This window comes from Microbacterium sp. 5K110, assembly GCF_005774735.1.
Taxonomy (GTDB): domain Bacteria; phylum Actinomycetota; class Actinomycetes; order Actinomycetales; family Microbacteriaceae; genus Microbacterium.
The window spans coordinates 24275-38810 of sequence record NZ_VBUM01000008.1; the positions used below are offsets into that span (position 1 = coordinate 24275).

Sequence of the window (14536 nt, forward strand, 5' to 3'; positions counted from 1 at the left end):
CTCACAGAGTCAGGGTGCCGTCACCGTTGTCGGTGAATGAGCCAGGGTTCAGGGTGATAGTGCCGTCGCCGTTGTCGGTGTATCCGCCACCCGCCCCAGCCGCGGCTATCGCACGGGCAACAGCGGCGCCTACGGGAGTGTCGGGGTTGTCCGCGTCCGCCGCGACGGTGTCGTACTGCTGGCCGAGGATGTCAAGCTTCTCGGCTGTGACGGCCTTGGACGGGTCCCCGTCGCGCCACTGCGGTCGAGAGAACGGCATGTGCGCCTCCTACACGGGGTGATGCCGACAGGGTGACGGCTGGGATGACGACGGGGTGATGCGGGTGAAAGCGGGGTACGTGAGAGCGGCGGCCGCCCAGAGGACGGCCGCCGCGAGCAGGAAACGGATCACTCGTTGTGTCCGCCAGGCGCCCGGTAGCGGGCCGTGTGCGGGTCGATCGCGTCCTGATACTCCGTGCGCGTCACAGTCGACGGGTCGGGCGCGTACGCCGGCAGACGGGCGATTCCGAGGAGCCACCCGAACCGGGGCGCGACGTACAGCTCAAGCAGCCGCACACCGATGTAGTACACGCCCTGGAACGCGCCCGTGATGACGAGGGTCAGCGCCACCTCGAACTGGTCGTCGAGGGTGATGCCGGAGGTGACAGCCCATCCGATAACGGCGCCGACGATGATCGGCACGAGGGTACGGACGATGGAGTCGAACAGAGCCTTCATGGCGGGTGTCCTTTCAGACGTCGGCGTAGGAGCCGTTGGTGATGAACCCGTGCTTGCCGCAGCAGTCGGGCCAGATGACGGAGGCGGTGATGGTGAGTGGTTCGATCTGCACGAGCGTGTGCGCACGGTGCCCCGAAGGTCGCCATCCGAATCGCTCGCCCGGGGCGACCGTCTCGGGGCCGAGGATCTTCCCGCAGTCGTGCCACACCCACAGGCACTCGATGGCGTGGATGTGCCCTTCGGGCTCCTCGCACGTCCAGGAGTAGGCGACCCCGTTGCCGAGATCACGCGAGAACTTCGGCGGCTCGATAGCGGCGCGTGCGCTCATGGCTGGGGTGTCCTTTCAAGACGAAGACCCCGGGGCACCCGGAGTCAGGAGGTGTCGCGGTCTGGCCGTGACGGGTACGGGTCGAGCTCGTCCGGGTCGGTGCAGGGCGCGTCGATGAACCGGCGGCGGGCGAGCGCGAGAGCCTCCTCGAGGATCCGCACCCACCGTTCCAGCCAGCCGACCCGCGCGATTGCGACGTCGCGCTCCACGCGCGCCTTGTCGCGCTCGGCGATCGCAGCGTCGACCTCCGCACGCCGCTTCTGCAGGTGGCCCTGCCGGGCGTCGCGGACCCAGTCGAGGATCTTCACGAGCAGACCACCGGAGGTGATCGCGATGATGAGCTTCACGAGGTCTTCGATGGTCACGTGGCGCTCACCTCCGGGGCTCGAACGTGTACTTCCTGATCAGCAGCCAGCGGACGAAGAAGAGCCCCGCGCCGAGCGCGATCCACCCCATCTGCGTGAGGCGCGACCCGGACTGCGAGAGCTGCAGGGACAGGACGACGATGAAGTAGATCGCCGCGCCCAGCCAGATCATGACGATCGAGAGTCGCTCAGCGAACCACCACCCGGGGAACACCGTCAGCAGGCCGCCGAACGCGCCCATGATGACGAACCCCGCCCACACAGCGGTCAGCGGCCCACCAAGCGCACCCTCGATCGACTGCGGCGGACGCAGGAGGGTCACGAACCCCGTCAGCAGCGCCACCCCGTAGAACACGAAGTACGTGGCCTTCAGGTGCCGGGGTTCTGTGATCGACTCCCACACGCGCCGCGCGCGCAGGATCACCATCATCCGACCCGCGACAGGTAGGCGCGGACGATGTCGTACTCCGCGGTGAGCATCTGATCCGACCCGTTGTTGTTGAAGTACCGCTGGATCAGCGACACCTCGTACGGGTTCGCGATGTGTGTCCGCTTCCCCGTCTCCGAGTTCGTCAGCCAGATGCCATGATCACCGTCAGCGAGCGGCAGCAGCGTGTACTTCCCGTAGTCGCCGCGCGCGTCGAGCGCCTTCTTCACCTCCGAAGCAACGATGTCGCGGACACCGTTGAGGATGTCTTCCTTCACGCCCATGATCTGCTCCTCCTCCGTGACCACACGGGTCGCGTTGTTCGATGTAGCTGCGGGTGCCCCACTGCGAGGGTTCTTGTCGATGACGTGCCACGGCTCATCCGGGTAGCCCCGATCGGGCTGGATCATCCCCGGCGTGAGACCGACAGCACGGCAGTCTTCGTAGAACGCGGCACGACCGCCGTGCTTCTCGTACACCCACGCCCAGTTGCCATAGTCGACCGCGAGGGTCTCGATGCCCTCCCAGAATCCGCCGTGCGACGAAGTGCGCGGTGTGGCTGCGCCGATGCCCCAGATGCGTCGGGCGATCACCTGAGCCGCGTACGGTCGGTAACACGACCACCCATCCGAAGGTTCCAGCCACCGTCCCGTCCGGTCGAACGCGCGCTGCAACAGCGCCAGGTGCCGGGCGTACGTGCCGGGGGTGAGACCCCAGAACCAGTCACCGTCGATGCTGTTCCACCCTCGGCGGAAGATGACCAGATCACTCTCGGGGATGTCCCCGTTCTTCCATGCCATGGCAGGTTTCCTCTCCCTCGGTCAGTTAGACCGCGCGGGTCCACTCCATGTCCACGAGCACGACCATCCCGTCCGCACCAGAATTCGACGCCGCCGCCGACGACAACCAGATCTGGAACAAGCCAGCCGAGGTGACTCGCGCCCACCCCCACACCGTCGTAGTCCCGGAGAACACGATCGGACAGAAACCGTCCGACCCAGCCGCCGGCCGCCACCCCACCGGAACGTTGCCGACCGTGTACAAGGTCGTCGCCGAGAAGTTCGTCAACGACGTCGTCGTGAACGCGCCCCGAAGTCCTCCGCGGGTGCCTCGACGGCGGAGCCGCAGCGACTCGTACAACCCGTGGTCTGCGTAGAACGACTCCGCGTACGGCACCGTCCGGGTCTCCTCGAACGCCCAGATGCCGTTCTCCCGCACCGCGAGGACGTCGAGGTCAAGACGGTACGCAGTCGCACCGTCAGCCGGCGTCCACGCGTCCATCTCTGCCTGATTCCTCAGCCACACCGTGCCACCCGCCATCGCGGTGAACGGTGCCGTCTGCGTGATCACGACCGTCTGCGTCGTCAGGTCGCCGGACGTGACCACCGCAGTGGCCAGCTCGAGCGCGCCGGCCGGGATCGAAGGCTTCGACGGGGACGCGTTCGCGACCCCCTGCGTCACCCCGAACAGCGGCGCCGTGCCCGTGTCACTCGCGAGAGGGAACAGGCACCGCACCCAGATCACGTCGATCCGGGAATTCGATCCCGGCGCCGCGGTCGTCGCGACGGTGGTGATCGCGTCGTTCGCGACCCACTCCACACCGGCACTGTTCCGCGCGGTCACCGCGACGAACGGCGCGATCTGGTACGTCATGCCCAGGTCGGCGGTGCCGGTGACGATCGGGTCCGTCGAGAACGGCACCACCCCCACACGGGACACCCCGGCGGCGGAACGGACGGCCATGCCCGCCTGGATGCGACGCCACGCAGCAGCGGACAGTCCAGCGGGCGCCTCGGTGGGAAGGGAAGGGGTGAGCATGACGCCTCCTAGGCGGTGTTACCGATGCGACCGTCGCCCGCGGTCCACGTGACAACGCGGCCCGAAGCGGACGACAGGTTCGTCGTGAGGATGGAAGGCATACGCACCACACCGCCGGTCTGGCCGATCGTGACGTCCGGCCCGGCGAGAGCCGCCGCCACCTGCGCGGCGACGATGTCGTCGATGTTCTCGTTGATGAAGTCGGTGATCCGCTGGTCCAGGTCGCTGACAAGGATCGTGAGCTGTTCCTGCTGTGCGGTGAGCTGCGCCTGCTGCTCCGCGATGACCGTCACCGCGGCCTGCAGCGCCGAGACAGCGTTGTACTGCTGCGTGCCCGTCGGGGACTGCAGCTCCTTGACCGCCGCGCGGAGACGGGCGATCTCGTCCGCGAGACCCTCGAGGTCTGTGCGGGGAGGGGACGGGTCAGCCATCAACCCTCCTCGTCGTACGTGGCCCCACAGGTCACCTGGATGAAGTCCGACCGGGACGAACCCGAGAGGCCCACGATCCGCCGCTTGTACGAGCCGGGAGGCAGGTAGTCGTAGATCGGGTCGAGGGTCGTGTCCCCGGTCACCACACCCGGGCCAGTGAGCGTCCCCGGGCCGGTGAGGAGGCCGAGCTTGATCTGCTGCCGCTCCGACAGGAACAGCTCCGCCATGTCGCCGCACCCGTACTCGTACGGAAACGGGGACTGATCCCCCGACGCGTCGAACGACCAGAACTCCCACGGCTTACGCGCCGTCCGCAGAGCCTCCACGTTCGCGGAGTCCAACGTGCCCGTGTCCTTCGCCGTCGTCGACACGTCAGCATCCAGATGCAGCAGCGGGAACCCCCGGTCGACAAGGTACGGGTCGTACAGCATCCGCAGCAGCGTCGTGTCCGACGAACGCCCCGCGGCCGCCCACGACACCGACCCCATGCGGGACGGGTCGAGCTGCACCCCCACACCGGTGACGTCGTTCGGCTCCCACGTCAACGGCACCTCACCCTGCAGACGCGGGCGATCCTCCGTGCCCGACTCGTACACCCACCCGAACGAATCCGAACCAGTGCGGACAAGCCGCACACGGATGTCTGGGCCGTTCTCCTGGTTCGACAGGTCAGTGAGCGCGGCACCGACTTTCTTCCGCTCAACAGCCGTGTACGACTGCTGGCGGATGCCAGGCCGGTCGGGGTGGAACTCGATCGGGATGTCCGTCCACCCGGGCCACAGGCACGCCTGCTGCACCAGCCGCTTCCCGATCGTCCCGTGATCCACACCCTCGATGACCGTGTCGAACCCCTCGGCAGGTTTCCCCTCAGGCGCGAGCCAGTCCGGCGCCGCAGCACCCAGAAGACCCGGCGGCGGCGGGAGCACCGGCACACCAGCGAGCATGTGCCGGAACCCGCGCGCGGTGACCTTGAGCGAGCTCCGGTCACGGTCGAAATCCTGCGGCAGGATCGGCCCGCCCAGCAGGTGCCCTCCGGCATCCACCGCGATCGAGTGCTTCCACGGGGTGAACAGGTTCCGCCACCCGCGGATCCCATCAACGAAGTGGACGTTGACGGTCTCGGCGGTGTTCGACTGCTCCTGCCAATCGTGCTCGTCGGGCTCGACTTCCTCGAGCAGCGCACCCCCACGGGTCTCGAAGACGAAGAACCGGGTCACCACCATGCGTGATCCACCTTCCCCGCCATCATCGGAGACCCGACCGGGTCAGTCACGTCGAACTGGAACGTCCGCGAGAACCCGCCCGGGATGCTCGTCCACTCACGGAACCGCAACCACCGGGACACGTCCTGACCGCCGAGCGTCGCCCGACCTTTCTCGATCACGACCGACTGGCCGGCGGGGATGGGACGTTCGAACCCGAACCGGGCGCCCGTCTCCACGCACGTGACCAGCGCGGACGAGAACCCACCCGACAGCACGAACGACGGCGACGACGGCGCTTTCCCATCGTTGGGGAGCAGCACACGCCCGCTCGAACCACCACCGGGCCAGACCGCCGTCCAGACCACCGGCCAAACGACACCCTGACCGGCAGACGGCGGGCCCGTCTCCACCCACTCCCCCGTCGAATACCGGCGGGGATCGGCCGCGCGGAAACGCACCTGATAGACCGCGGTCTTCCCGTAGACCAAGATGCGAACGTCGGGCTCGCCGACACGTCGCACCATCGCCCACTTGACGCCGGCCGGCTCCTCCACGGTCAGGAGCCCGCCCTCCCCGCCGGCCAAGACCGAAGACAGGGCGTTCATGCGTTCGGCCTGATCCAGGCCATCCTCTGTGTGGATGACACCCTCGACCGTGATCGTGCGTGCCCCCAGAAGACCGTCCTTCGGGAACTCGCCGTGCTGCTGAGGGCGCTCGATGGTGGGCAGACGTGTCGCAACGCCCGCCCACCACCCGGTGAGCCCGTCCTCGCTGATCGTGTACGTTGCCGGGCCATCTGTCCCATCGAGCGTCAGACCGCCTACGTGCACTCTCACCATCACGGACTCCTTCGTGCGGGATAGAGCCCGGCATTGGCTGCTACGTTCTGCCACATGTACTCATCTGCCGCTGCATCCACGGGGCTCGTCGTCACGGCGCTCATCGTCGCCATTTCCCTCCTGGCGCTGTACTTCATCGTCCGAGGGGCCGTATCGGACGGGATGAAGAACTACGCGCGCTGGCGAGAGGAGACGGGGCGGGACGTGCCACCCACCACAGATGGCAGCGCACCACCCGCCCCGTGACCCTCAGGCCGATCGCATCGCGAAGGAGATTCGTTCACCCGCGATCCGCCCGACCTCAGCCTCCGACATCCCCGGCTGCGGGTAGATCTTCAGGTCGATCGGTCTCTGCTCCTGCACGACCGGCGCGGAGACAGGACTCGCGGAGACGTAGGAACTCATGTACTGCGGGCTTCGATCCACGTAGCCACCGTTCGCATACCCCTTGATCGGGGGCATCTCCCCGCCAGCATTCATGTGCTCCAGCCACGCCCGATTGCGAGGCTTCGCAACCTCACGCGAGCGAGTGACGAACTCGCCAGTGGCGAGTGCGTACACGACGTTGTCGCGGTCAGACGGCGGGCCCGGAATGATGCCACCCATCGCACGGCCGGGTCGGATGCTCGTGGGATCGAGCGAGTCCGTGACCGTGTTCAGGCGGATGGTCGTGCCGTTCCACTGGTTGTAGATCGCGGTGAGCTGAGCATTCACTCCCGAGGTGTCCACCTTCAGGTACGGCGTGACGTTCTCGATGCGGAGCTTGTACTCCCTCATGATCTGCTCGACCGTGGCCTGACCGCTGGCCAACTTGCCAGCGATCTCAGACGCAGCACCCTGTCCCAGTTGCGCGGCCGCCGCCGCCACAATCGGTGACGCATTCGTTAGGGCGCTCGTGAAAGCATCCGTACCGCTCTTCGACCGCTCGCCGAATGCTTTCTCCATCACGGCCAGCTGTTCGTCGCTGGCATTGACCAGCTCCGCGACGAGAGGAGCACCTTCCGGGCCGAGAGATGCCAGCTCAGAGAGGACACCTTCCGATACGCGCCCGGAGAGCAGGATCATGTTCTTTTCCCACTCTGTCTGCGCATCGATCTGCTTCTGCAGTTCGGTTATGTAATCAGCCAGGTTGACGGAGAAACCGTCGTAGTAGTCCTCCCACGAATCACCCGAGTCTTCGGTCTTAGCCGCGGTGTCTTCCGCCCACTCGCGCTGCTTATCCTGCATCGCGGTGAGTGCGTCACCGAAACCGATAAACCGCTCGTCACCGCCAGCTAGCGCCTCGAAGAATGCCTTCTGGGCATCCGTTGCTTCCTGCGTAGCCGTGGCCACGTCACCCTGAGCGATCTCAAGCAGCTTCGTGGACTTCGCGGAGGCGTCGAGCCCCTCGACCTGCACGCCGGTGCTGTTCGCCTGAGCGATCAGCGCGTCGCGGAACTCCGGCATCCGGTCGAGTAGGTCCTTCTGCTCCTGGTCGGTGAGATTGAACCCATCCGCCAGGACACGGAAACCATCCTGAGCAGCTGGAAGATCCGTCGCGGCCAGGCGTCCAAGCTGCTCGCCTAGTCGCCCGAGGTTCGCATCGAGCTGCTGAGCCTCGATGTCGAACCCCTTGAGGAAGGGGTTACGGGCGATGATGTCTAGCTTCGCCTTGAACGTATCGGCGTCCTTGATCGCTCCCGACAGGAACGAGATTGGCGTCCCCTTGTCCGAAACGGCGAACAGCTCCGCCGGGCTGGTGGCGTTGCGGATGACGTTCTCGTACTCTGCGGATGTGGCCTTCAGTTTGTCGAGAGCCTGCTGCAACGCGGCGACGCCGACAGCGCCAGCCGCGAGACCAAGGCCCCATGGCCCGCCGAGGAAAGACACGAGGCTGCTCATACCGCCACGCATCCGGCTGACGCCGTTCACTGTCGCCTCTGCCGCTCGAGCGACACCCGGTAGCTCCGACGCGCGGAGCGTGGTCAGGGCGGCGTTGAAGGCCGCGATCTTCGGCACGGCGATCAGGAACGCCCCGCCTGCCAGCGCGGCCCCACCCGCGACCGTACCGAGCAGCGCGACACCGAACTGGAGCCCCTCGGGAAGGTCAGAGAACCCCTTCGAGAGCGTGGTGACGGCTTCTGCCACACCCTTCACGGCCGGGAGGAACACCGACCCGTAGTCGATCGCAGCGTCCCGTGCCGCGTTCGCCGCGATCTGCAGCTTCGCCTCAGTCGTCTCGTACCGCTTGTTGGCCTCATCAGTCAGCGCGGAGTTCTGCTCCCACGCCTTCGACTGCAGGTCGAGCGAGTCGGTGAGGAGATCCCCGGCACCCTTGAGCTGCAGCAGCACCCGCTGCTCCTCGGTCGACTTGAAACCGAGGTCGGTGAGCGTCTTCACGACGTTCCCGCCGGACGCCTCGACCCCGTTCAGACCCTTCGCGAACGTGTCGAGCGCGCGCACCGGGTCGTTCCGGAACTGGTCCGCGAACTCCTTCGACGTGACGCCCGCTACCTTCGCGAAGGCGGCGAGCTGGTCACCACCCGTCTGCACGGCCGAGTACAGGTCCTGGAGCACCCGAGACGCGACGCCACCACCGAGCTCTGCGGTGATACCCATGGAGGCGAGGGCGTTCGCGAGACCGAGGACTTCACCTTCGGTAGCACCGACCAGCTTGCCGGAGCCGGAGATGCGCTGCGCCATCTGGACGATGTCGCGCTCCGTCGACGCCCCCGCGTTACCGAGCGCCACGAGGGTCGCCCCGAGCCGGCCGACGTCCTCAGGTGCGGTCTGCATCACGTTCATCAGCTGCGCGATGCTCGTGGCGGCCTCGTCAGCGGAGAGATTCGTCGTCTCCGACAGGTCGATCATCGTCTTCGTGAACGAGGCGATGTCCTGACGCTTCACGCCGAGCTGACCCGCAGCTTCCGCGACTCCCGCGATCTCCTCATGGGTGGCGGGGAGAACGCCGGTCAGCGAGCGGAGCTGCTCCTCGAGCGCGCCCATCTCCTCGGCGTTCCCGTCGACGGTCTTCGTAACGCCGGCCCACGCCGACTCCCAGTCGATCGCGGCCTTCACCGATAGTGCCGTCGCGGCGGTGGCGATCGCGCCGACGGCGAGGAGCTTGGTGCCTACTTGCTCCATCGCCGCGTGCTGCCGCTCATACGCGGCCATGGCGTCCTCGCCGGACTCCTTGAGCTTCTGGTTCGCCTGGCGGGCCTTCTCGTAGTTGGCGAGGTAGTTATTCACCTCGGCGAACAGGACGACCTTGACGATGCGCTCCACGATGGCACCTCCGTCCTGTCGTCGACGGCGGGCAGTGGCCTACCGTGTGACCCGTTCGACGTCGAAGTAGACGCCGTTCAGGTTCGCTCCGTCGCCGGACGCCTTCTTGTGCGCATCCATCGCGTCAAGAGCGGCCCTGCGGGCGTAGTTCGTGTGCGGGCCCGTCGCGGCGTACGCGTAGTCGCTGCCGTAGCTGCTGGGCGCCGCGTCGTCCGACGTTGCTTCGGGGAGCCATTCGCCGAACTCGCCGGTGTTCCGCTCGACGATGAGGAGTGCCTGCACGAGGCCTCGGGACTCGTCGTCCCACTCGCTCTCCGTCACGGACGAGACGACGCGGCCGTGCTCGTCGTGAATGTACGTCGTGGTGGGCTGCCAGCCCCAGTACCTCCGTGGGGAGATGCCGGCGCGAACGGCGGCAGCTACTTCGTTGCGGAGCGCCGCGCTGCCCCGAAGTCTTTTACCAGTGCGTCCAGGCGGCTGGCCGGTTCCGCTTCGTTCAGGGACCAGACGGCGTTCTGCACATCCGTGACCTCAGACCCAGAGAGGACCGCGAACAGGCGCGCCCACTGCTCGAGCGTGAGGCGATGTTCCTCGTCGTCTTCGACTCGGTAGCCGTACGCGGTGTCGGTGTCCTGGTCGACGTACGCCGCCGCCGCGAGAGACAGGGTGGAGATGTTGTAGCCGTAGTGGCGGTCGACGGGCACGTCGGCGCGGACGGGGTGGTGGAGGCTGAGCTCGCTCCATGCGTGACCGGGGATTCGGTAGAACCGCAGCGTGACGAGAGACTCCATCGCACGCTCACGCAGGTCGTCGATCTGCATCTTCAGCTCGGTGACCTTCGGGTTCTCGCCTGATGCCAGTCTCTGGTCTGTGGCCGCCTCGGCAGCGAAGTCGGTGATCTGCGCGCGGAGGCTGCTGATGCGCTCCGCGATGTCGCCGTCGAGGCAGACGTGGACGTCCTTGAACGCGCGGGGGCGTTGTTCGGATCGGGTGAGGAGTTCGTCGAAGTTCATGGTGTCCGCCGTTCTCCGCCGTGAAGGGGTGGACCGTGGGGGCGTCCGGCGGAGAACGCCCCCACGGGGTTGTGTCACGTCAGGGCGTGCTCGGCCGAGATGTAGTTCACGGCCGCGGCCTGCTTCATCGTGAACTTGCCGTCCTGGATGGGACCGGGGAGCTGAGCGCCGAGGGTCAGCGAGTATGCGCGGACCTTCTGCGACGCGGCGGCCAGGGTCTTCTGCGGGACGTTGCGGCGCTCGACGAAGATCCAGTCGCCCGGGGTGAGGATGACCGACGCGGACCCGGCGTCCGTGGAGTCCACGTACGACAGGTCCGGGACTTCCTGTGTCACGGCCTGCAGGGACTGACGCGACTGCGGCGACGTGAGGCGGGTGTCGGCGTTCTTGCCCTGCGACGGGTTGGGGTTCCACCCGCCCTGCATGAACGAGTAGGTGATCCGCTTCGCGCTCGTCGCGGCCAAGTTGGCGGCGGTGATGGCGTCGAGGTTGACCCCCGCAGTGGCGGCGGGGATGGCCCAGATGGTGAGGTTCCCGGTCTGGTCCACGGCGGGAGGTCCGCCGAATGCTTCAGGCGCGTCGGCCATGAGCTCTCCTTTCGTCTCCCCGGCAACCGGGGGTTTCGGTTGACCCTCGGGGAGGCCGAGGGGGTCAGTGGGTGATCAGGCAGCGCGGCTGCTGACGGTGTCGAAGTAGATGTCCTGGTAGAACAGGCGAACGTTCGAGTCGTAGCGGGCGTCGTCCATGTCGCTCGTGAACGGGGTGCACGCGCGCCCGGCGACCTCGAGCCGCTGGCCGACGAACTGGGTGCGCAGCGCATCGACGAGGTCGACGAGACCGCCCGCGTCGACGGTGACGACCCGCCACTGGAACTCGACGCTGTAATCGCCTGCGACGTCCTCCGGTGAGGTGTTCCGTTCCCCGGCGTACCCGCGGATGGTGACCGTCAGCACGAGGTAGTTCCCGGAGACGGCCGTGGCGCCACTGTCGCGAAACACCTCGAAGATGTCACTCGAGTCGATGTATTCGTGCCCGGCGGCGAGGGACTTCGCGGCTTCGATGTGTTGGCGGAGCATCAGACGTCCGCCGCGTCAACGCCGGCCATGAGGATGCCGCGGATGAACCCGTCCTGGTTCGCTTTCGCGGCCAGGCGAGCCGCGTGCTGCGGGGACGTACCACGCTCTGCGACACCCTCTTCAAGGAAGCCGAGCGCGCCCTGCCCCTTGGTCGGGTCCGGACCGATCTCGGCCATTACGCCGTCACCGGTCTTCTCGATGTCGTAGCTCATGGACGCGGGGTAGCCGCGCGCGTGGCGGCCGGACGACGCCCGTGACACTGCGCGCATGTCGTCGCGGACGTCTTGCGCGGACACCTGCACCGCCTTGCGGACGTTGCTGTGGAGGTGCCGTGGCACGTCGCCCATGTCGGCAATGAGACCGTTCAGGTCGGTGAAGTCGAATGACACGCTCACGTCTGCTCCTTCACGGGGTATCGGTGGGCAGTCACCTGCCCCATGTCCGGGATGCCGGTCACCTCGAACGTGAGGCCGACGAGGGACTGGTCCGAGGTCGACCCGGTGACATCGATCTCATCCCCGTCGGTCAGCATCGGCGCGGCCACGGGAAGGTCGACGCGGAGGTCCTGTGTGGCGACGGCCTGGCTCGCGGAGTCACGGTCGGAGACCGCGCGGCTCGCCCCGTTGGCGACGCGGGCGGAGCCCGAGTACTTCTCGGTCACCAGCACGCGTGTCGCCTTCCCAGCGACCGTGCGCATCGCCCAAGTACCGGCGACGATCGTCTCCGTCATCCGCTGCTCCGCGCGCTCACGGCCACGCTGAAGCACGGTCGGGTCGTACGCCATCAGCTCTGCCCCAACCGGATCGTGAACGCCCCCGTGCGGCGCTTCACGAGCGGGACGAGCGCGTCAGCCTCCGAGTCGCTGATGAACAGGACACCCTCCTCCGACTCGCGGGCACGGCGGCGGGTGAGGGACCAGTCGTCGATCTGCTCCCGCTCCTCAGCCCACCCATCGGTGTTCTTGAGGAACCGTGCGACGACGTCGGCGATCGTGGAGACGTACCGCCGCTCCCAGTCCGCGAATTCCTCGGCAGTCGCGAAGGTGGGCGGCTGGTGGATGCCGCGGAGGCGCAGCGCTGTCCGGAGCTGCGCCCCCGCGTCTTCGATGCGAGCCGCCGCCACTACGGCCTCCGCGGCGGTGAGCGGTCGCCACCGATCCGCGATGTCGTCCGCGGTGACGTTCGGCCACGCCATCGTCACTCCACCGGGATGTCGACGCTCTTCAGCGCCTCGATGATGTCGGTCTTCGTCGCGTCGGCGGGGATGTCGATCTCGAGCCCCTTCGCCTTGGCGGCTGCGACGCCATACGCCCGCCAGGCGCCCGCACCGGACCCTGCACCGCCACGAGGGGGCAGAGACGGCTCGGACGCGCCAGATGAGCCGGTGTCGCTTCCTGCGCCGTCTTCCTTTCCCTCGTCGGCGTAGACATCATCGGCGTTCTTCTCGGCGAGGAGGTGGTCGCCAACCTTCACGCCCTTGGGGATCTTGTCGCCCGCTCGGAGGATCAGACCCGTCTCGGTGAGGGCGATCCCTTCGAGGTCGTCTCGGATTTTGGCCATGTCGTTGTAGTCCTTTCGCGCGAGCGGGGCCCGAACGCATTGCGCGCCGGGCCCCGCCAGTTCTGTGATGGGTTACGCGAGGACCTTGGCCGCGAGGCTCAGGTTCGCGTTCGCGAGCACGGGAAGGGCGATCGCGTCCGAGATGACCTCGGCGATCATCGGTGGCTTCTCGCCGCGGTACGTGCCGGCCACGATGCCCGGCTGCTCCGATTCCTCGATGCCGTACCGCTCGTCCGTCGACGTCAGGGTCTGACCCCAGAACGTCGCTCCGAGCTCGGTGTCCTCCCACGCGTCGGTGTCGACCGGCGCGGGCAGGAGCAGCAGCTTCGTGTCGTCGAGGACCTTCCCCGACTTCGTGCGGCGGTCGTACTTCACGATCGGCGGGAGGCCGGCGCCGGTGACGATGTCACGCACGTCGGTCTCGGTCGATGCGCGAGAGGCGCCGTTGTTGAGCTGCACGCGGAACTGGTCGCCGGCCGACAGGGCGGTGAACACCTTCGAGGACATCAGCATCGAGCCGGGCTCAACACCGTTGGTGTCCAGGTAGATGTCGCGCAGCGCCTGCAGGTACGCGAGGCGGTCGACGTTGCTCGCGGACCACAGGCTGGTCGCGGTGACGTCGTGCTCGGTCTTGCGACCGAAGGTGTCGTCGGCGCCGATCTCGGGGATCGTGGCCTTGCCGGTGGCGAGGACGATGCCGCGGAGGCGCTCGACCCGGTCGGCGACGGCCTGCACGACGCGGCGCGCCGTGGCGAGGATGGATGCCTCGATCTGCGCGTCCGGGGCGTTCCGGGTGCGGAGCTGCTCGTACTCGGAGATCGCGATCTCCTGGCCGACTGCGGCAAGCTCGAGGATGGTGCGCTTGCGCGCGGGGCGCGCGCCGGGCTTGATCTCGGCGTCGAAGGCGCGGAACAGCGCCTCCTCCACCAGTCCCGCCTCACCGGCGAAGAACCGCACGACGATGTCGGCGACCTCACGGTTCGGCAGGTATTGGGCGAGGGTGGCACGGTTGCGCTCGTACTCCGAGAGGGAGGCGCGCACGTAGCCGGTGAGGGTGGCCGGGTCGACGATGTCAGTCCACAGGGGCATGATCTGTCTCCTCTCAGACGTACTTGATCAGCGAAGCGAGCTTCGCGGTGGCGGGCTTGGCGAAGTTCGCGTAGAAGGCGGCGATCTTCGAGACCTTCACGCGACCGTGATCGAACAGCGGGACACCGAAGTCCTTGTCGTCGACGACGCTCTGGTCGGTGAGGATGTGTCCCTCGAGGACGCCCGCGCCGGTGGTCGTGCCGGCGGTGACGTCGTAGGGAACGAGGAGGCCGCCGACGAGGGCGACCGGAGTGCCGGAGCGGATGTAGCCGTCCGGGTAGTGCGTACTCTTGGTGAAGGCCGAGATGTCGAGGATCTCGGTCCGGCCGTTACGGATGCCGTGGTCGGAGTCGAGCCACGACATGTCTCCCGTGCCGAGCGTCTCCTGGCGGAGCTTGGGCATGA

At 67.2% G+C, this 14536-nt stretch carries 22 protein-coding genes; 1 reads left to right on the forward strand and 21 read right to left on the reverse strand.

The genetic code is table 11. The features are described from left to right. Position 1 precedes the first annotated feature (1 nt). The 10 genes from FE256_RS03740 to FE256_RS03785 all read right to left on the reverse strand — a co-directional run bounded on the left by FE256_RS03740 (position 2) and on the right by FE256_RS03785 (position 6130). A complete protein-coding gene (locus FE256_RS03740) occupies positions 2-259 on the reverse strand; it encodes a hypothetical protein (RefSeq protein ID WP_138172910.1) in 258 nt (85 codons plus the stop codon). A 128-nt stretch (positions 260-387) separates the two neighbouring features. Further along, the gene (locus FE256_RS03745) at positions 388-717 is read right to left on the reverse strand and encodes a hypothetical protein (RefSeq protein ID WP_138172912.1); all 330 of its coding nucleotides are present in this window, start codon (positions 715-717) and stop codon (positions 388-390) included. 13 nt (positions 718-730) lie between these two features. Beyond that, positions 731-1045 (reverse strand): hypothetical protein, encoded by a 315-nt coding sequence (locus FE256_RS03750; protein WP_138172914.1) that lies wholly within the window; start codon positions 1043-1045, stop codon positions 731-733. Between the two features lie 44 nt (positions 1046-1089). Beyond that, entirely contained in the window at positions 1090-1410 is a 321-nt protein-coding gene (locus FE256_RS03755; protein WP_138172916.1) for a hypothetical protein, read from the reverse strand. 7 nt (positions 1411-1417) lie between these two features. After that, entirely contained in the window at positions 1418-1837 is a 420-nt protein-coding gene (locus FE256_RS03760; protein WP_138172918.1) for a hypothetical protein, read from the reverse strand. Then, positions 1837-2637 (reverse strand): M15 family metallopeptidase domain-containing protein, encoded by an 801-nt coding sequence (locus FE256_RS03765; protein WP_138172920.1) that lies wholly within the window; start codon positions 2635-2637, stop codon positions 1837-1839. The genes FE256_RS03760 and FE256_RS03765 overlap by 1 nt, the downstream gene beginning before the upstream one ends. Before the next feature lie 25 nt (positions 2638-2662). Next, positions 2663-3655 carry a hypothetical protein gene (locus FE256_RS03770; RefSeq protein ID WP_138172923.1) on the reverse strand — a complete coding sequence of 331 codons (993 nt, stop codon included), beginning with the start codon at positions 3653-3655 and terminating at the stop codon, positions 2663-2665. Between the two features lie 8 nt (positions 3656-3663). Next, positions 3664-4086 carry an ABC transporter C-terminal domain-containing protein gene (locus FE256_RS03775; protein ID WP_138172925.1) on the reverse strand — a complete coding sequence of 141 codons (423 nt, stop codon included), beginning with the start codon at positions 4084-4086 and terminating at the stop codon, positions 3664-3666. Beyond that, positions 4086-5309 carry a hypothetical protein gene (locus tag FE256_RS03780; protein ID WP_138172927.1) on the reverse strand — a complete coding sequence of 408 codons (1224 nt, stop codon included), beginning with the start codon at positions 5307-5309 and terminating at the stop codon, positions 4086-4088. Before FE256_RS03780 ends, FE256_RS03775 begins: the two co-directional genes overlap by 1 nt. Further along, positions 5300-6130: a phage tail family protein gene (locus tag FE256_RS03785; protein WP_138172929.1), complete on the reverse strand. Its 831-nt coding sequence runs from the start codon at positions 6128-6130 to the stop codon at positions 5300-5302. Before FE256_RS03785 ends, FE256_RS03780 begins: the two co-directional genes overlap by 10 nt. Positions 6131-6184: 54 nt before the next feature. Between FE256_RS03785 and FE256_RS03790 the strand changes: the two genes are divergently transcribed. Beyond that, a complete protein-coding gene (locus FE256_RS03790; RefSeq protein WP_138172931.1) occupies positions 6185-6376 on the forward strand; it encodes a hypothetical protein in 192 nt (63 codons plus the stop codon). A 3-nt stretch (positions 6377-6379) separates the two neighbouring features. On the opposite strand, the gene FE256_RS03795 is transcribed toward FE256_RS03790, so the two are convergent. The 11 genes from FE256_RS03795 to FE256_RS03840 all read right to left on the reverse strand — a co-directional run bounded on the left by FE256_RS03795 (position 6380) and on the right by FE256_RS03840 (position 14534). Next, the gene (locus tag FE256_RS03795) at positions 6380-9394 is read right to left on the reverse strand and encodes a phage tail tape measure protein (RefSeq protein ID WP_138172933.1); all 3015 of its coding nucleotides are present in this window, start codon (positions 9392-9394) and stop codon (positions 6380-6382) included. Positions 9395-9433: 39 nt separating this feature from the next. Beyond that, on the reverse strand, positions 9434-9715 hold the full coding sequence (locus FE256_RS03800) for a hypothetical protein (protein WP_138172935.1): 282 nt from the start codon (positions 9713-9715) through the stop codon (positions 9434-9436). Between the two features lie 98 nt (positions 9716-9813). Further along, entirely contained in the window at positions 9814-10407 is a 594-nt protein-coding gene (locus FE256_RS03805) for a hypothetical protein (RefSeq protein ID WP_138172937.1), read from the reverse strand. A gap of 74 nt (positions 10408-10481) precedes the next feature. Further along, the gene (locus FE256_RS03810) at positions 10482-10994 is read right to left on the reverse strand and encodes a phage tail tube protein (protein WP_138172939.1); all 513 of its coding nucleotides are present in this window, start codon (positions 10992-10994) and stop codon (positions 10482-10484) included. Positions 10995-11069: 75 nt separating this feature from the next. Then, positions 11070-11483: a hypothetical protein gene (locus FE256_RS03815; protein ID WP_138172941.1), complete on the reverse strand. Its 414-nt coding sequence runs from the start codon at positions 11481-11483 to the stop codon at positions 11070-11072. Then, positions 11483-11878, reverse strand: a complete 396-nt coding sequence (locus FE256_RS03820; protein ID WP_138172943.1) for a hypothetical protein — start codon at positions 11876-11878, stop codon at positions 11483-11485. The genes FE256_RS03815 and FE256_RS03820 overlap by 1 nt, the downstream gene beginning before the upstream one ends. Continuing rightward, complete coding sequence (locus tag FE256_RS03825; RefSeq protein WP_138172945.1) at positions 11875-12267, reverse strand: DUF6093 family protein; 393 nt, start codon at positions 12265-12267, stop codon at positions 11875-11877. Before FE256_RS03825 ends, FE256_RS03820 begins: the two co-directional genes overlap by 4 nt. Next, on the reverse strand, positions 12267-12677 hold the full coding sequence (locus FE256_RS18030) for a hypothetical protein (RefSeq protein WP_171024173.1): 411 nt from the start codon (positions 12675-12677) through the stop codon (positions 12267-12269). Before FE256_RS18030 ends, FE256_RS03825 begins: the two co-directional genes overlap by 1 nt. 2 nt (positions 12678-12679) lie before the next feature. Continuing rightward, entirely contained in the window at positions 12680-13042 is a 363-nt protein-coding gene (locus FE256_RS03830; protein ID WP_138172947.1) for a hypothetical protein, read from the reverse strand. Between the two features lie 72 nt (positions 13043-13114). Then, a complete protein-coding gene (locus FE256_RS03835; RefSeq protein ID WP_138172949.1) occupies positions 13115-14131 on the reverse strand; it encodes a major capsid protein in 1017 nt (338 codons plus the stop codon). 13 nt (positions 14132-14144) lie between these two features. Beyond that, a complete protein-coding gene (locus FE256_RS03840) occupies positions 14145-14534 on the reverse strand; it encodes a hypothetical protein (protein ID WP_212743467.1) in 390 nt (129 codons plus the stop codon). Between the last annotated feature and the right edge of the window lie 2 nt (positions 14535-14536).

Bases quoted from the DNA above. Each gene is read 5' to 3' on its own strand.
- FE256_RS03765 (WP_138172920.1), bottom strand. From the start codon at position 2,637: ATGGCATGGAAGAACGGGGACATCCCCGAGAGTGATCTGGTCATCTTC.
- FE256_RS03840 (WP_212743467.1), bottom strand. From the start codon at position 14,534: ATGCCCAAGCTCCGCCAGGAGACGCTCGGCACGGGAGACATGTCGTGG.
- FE256_RS03810 (WP_138172939.1), bottom strand. From the start codon at position 10,994: ATGGCCGACGCGCCTGAAGCATTCGGCGGACCTCCCGCCGTGGACCAG.
- FE256_RS03780 (WP_138172927.1), bottom strand. From the start codon at position 5,309: ATGGTGGTGACCCGGTTCTTCGTCTTCGAGACCCGTGGGGGTGCGCTG.
- FE256_RS03740 (WP_138172910.1), bottom strand. From the start codon at position 259: ATGCCGTTCTCTCGACCGCAGTGGCGCGACGGGGACCCGTCCAAGGCC.
- FE256_RS03745 (WP_138172912.1), bottom strand. From the start codon at position 717: ATGAAGGCTCTGTTCGACTCCATCGTCCGTACCCTCGTGCCGATCATC.
- FE256_RS03775 (WP_138172925.1), bottom strand. From the start codon at position 4,086: ATGGCTGACCCGTCCCCTCCCCGCACAGACCTCGAGGGTCTCGCGGAC.
- FE256_RS03815 (WP_138172941.1), bottom strand. From the start codon at position 11,483: ATGCTCCGCCAACACATCGAAGCCGCGAAGTCCCTCGCCGCCGGGCAC.
- FE256_RS03760 (WP_138172918.1), bottom strand. From the start codon at position 1,837: ATGGTGATCCTGCGCGCGCGGCGCGTGTGGGAGTCGATCACAGAACCC.
- FE256_RS03830 (WP_138172947.1), bottom strand. From the start codon at position 13,042: ATGGCCAAAATCCGAGACGACCTCGAAGGGATCGCCCTCACCGAGACG.
- FE256_RS03790 (WP_138172931.1), top strand. From the start codon at position 6,185: ATGTACTCATCTGCCGCTGCATCCACGGGGCTCGTCGTCACGGCGCTC.
- FE256_RS03770 (WP_138172923.1), bottom strand. From the start codon at position 3,655: ATGCTCACCCCTTCCCTTCCCACCGAGGCGCCCGCTGGACTGTCCGCT.
- FE256_RS03835 (WP_138172949.1), bottom strand. From the start codon at position 14,131: ATGCCCCTGTGGACTGACATCGTCGACCCGGCCACCCTCACCGGCTAC.
- FE256_RS03750 (WP_138172914.1), bottom strand. From the start codon at position 1,045: ATGAGCGCACGCGCCGCTATCGAGCCGCCGAAGTTCTCGCGTGATCTC.
- FE256_RS03825 (WP_138172945.1), bottom strand. From the start codon at position 12,267: ATGGCGTACGACCCGACCGTGCTTCAGCGTGGCCGTGAGCGCGCGGAG.
- FE256_RS03785 (WP_138172929.1), bottom strand. From the start codon at position 6,130: ATGGTGAGAGTGCACGTAGGCGGTCTGACGCTCGATGGGACAGATGGC.
- FE256_RS03805 (WP_138172937.1), bottom strand. From the start codon at position 10,407: ATGAACTTCGACGAACTCCTCACCCGATCCGAACAACGCCCCCGCGCG.
- FE256_RS18030 (WP_171024173.1), bottom strand. From the start codon at position 12,677: ATGGCGTGGCCGAACGTCACCGCGGACGACATCGCGGATCGGTGGCGA.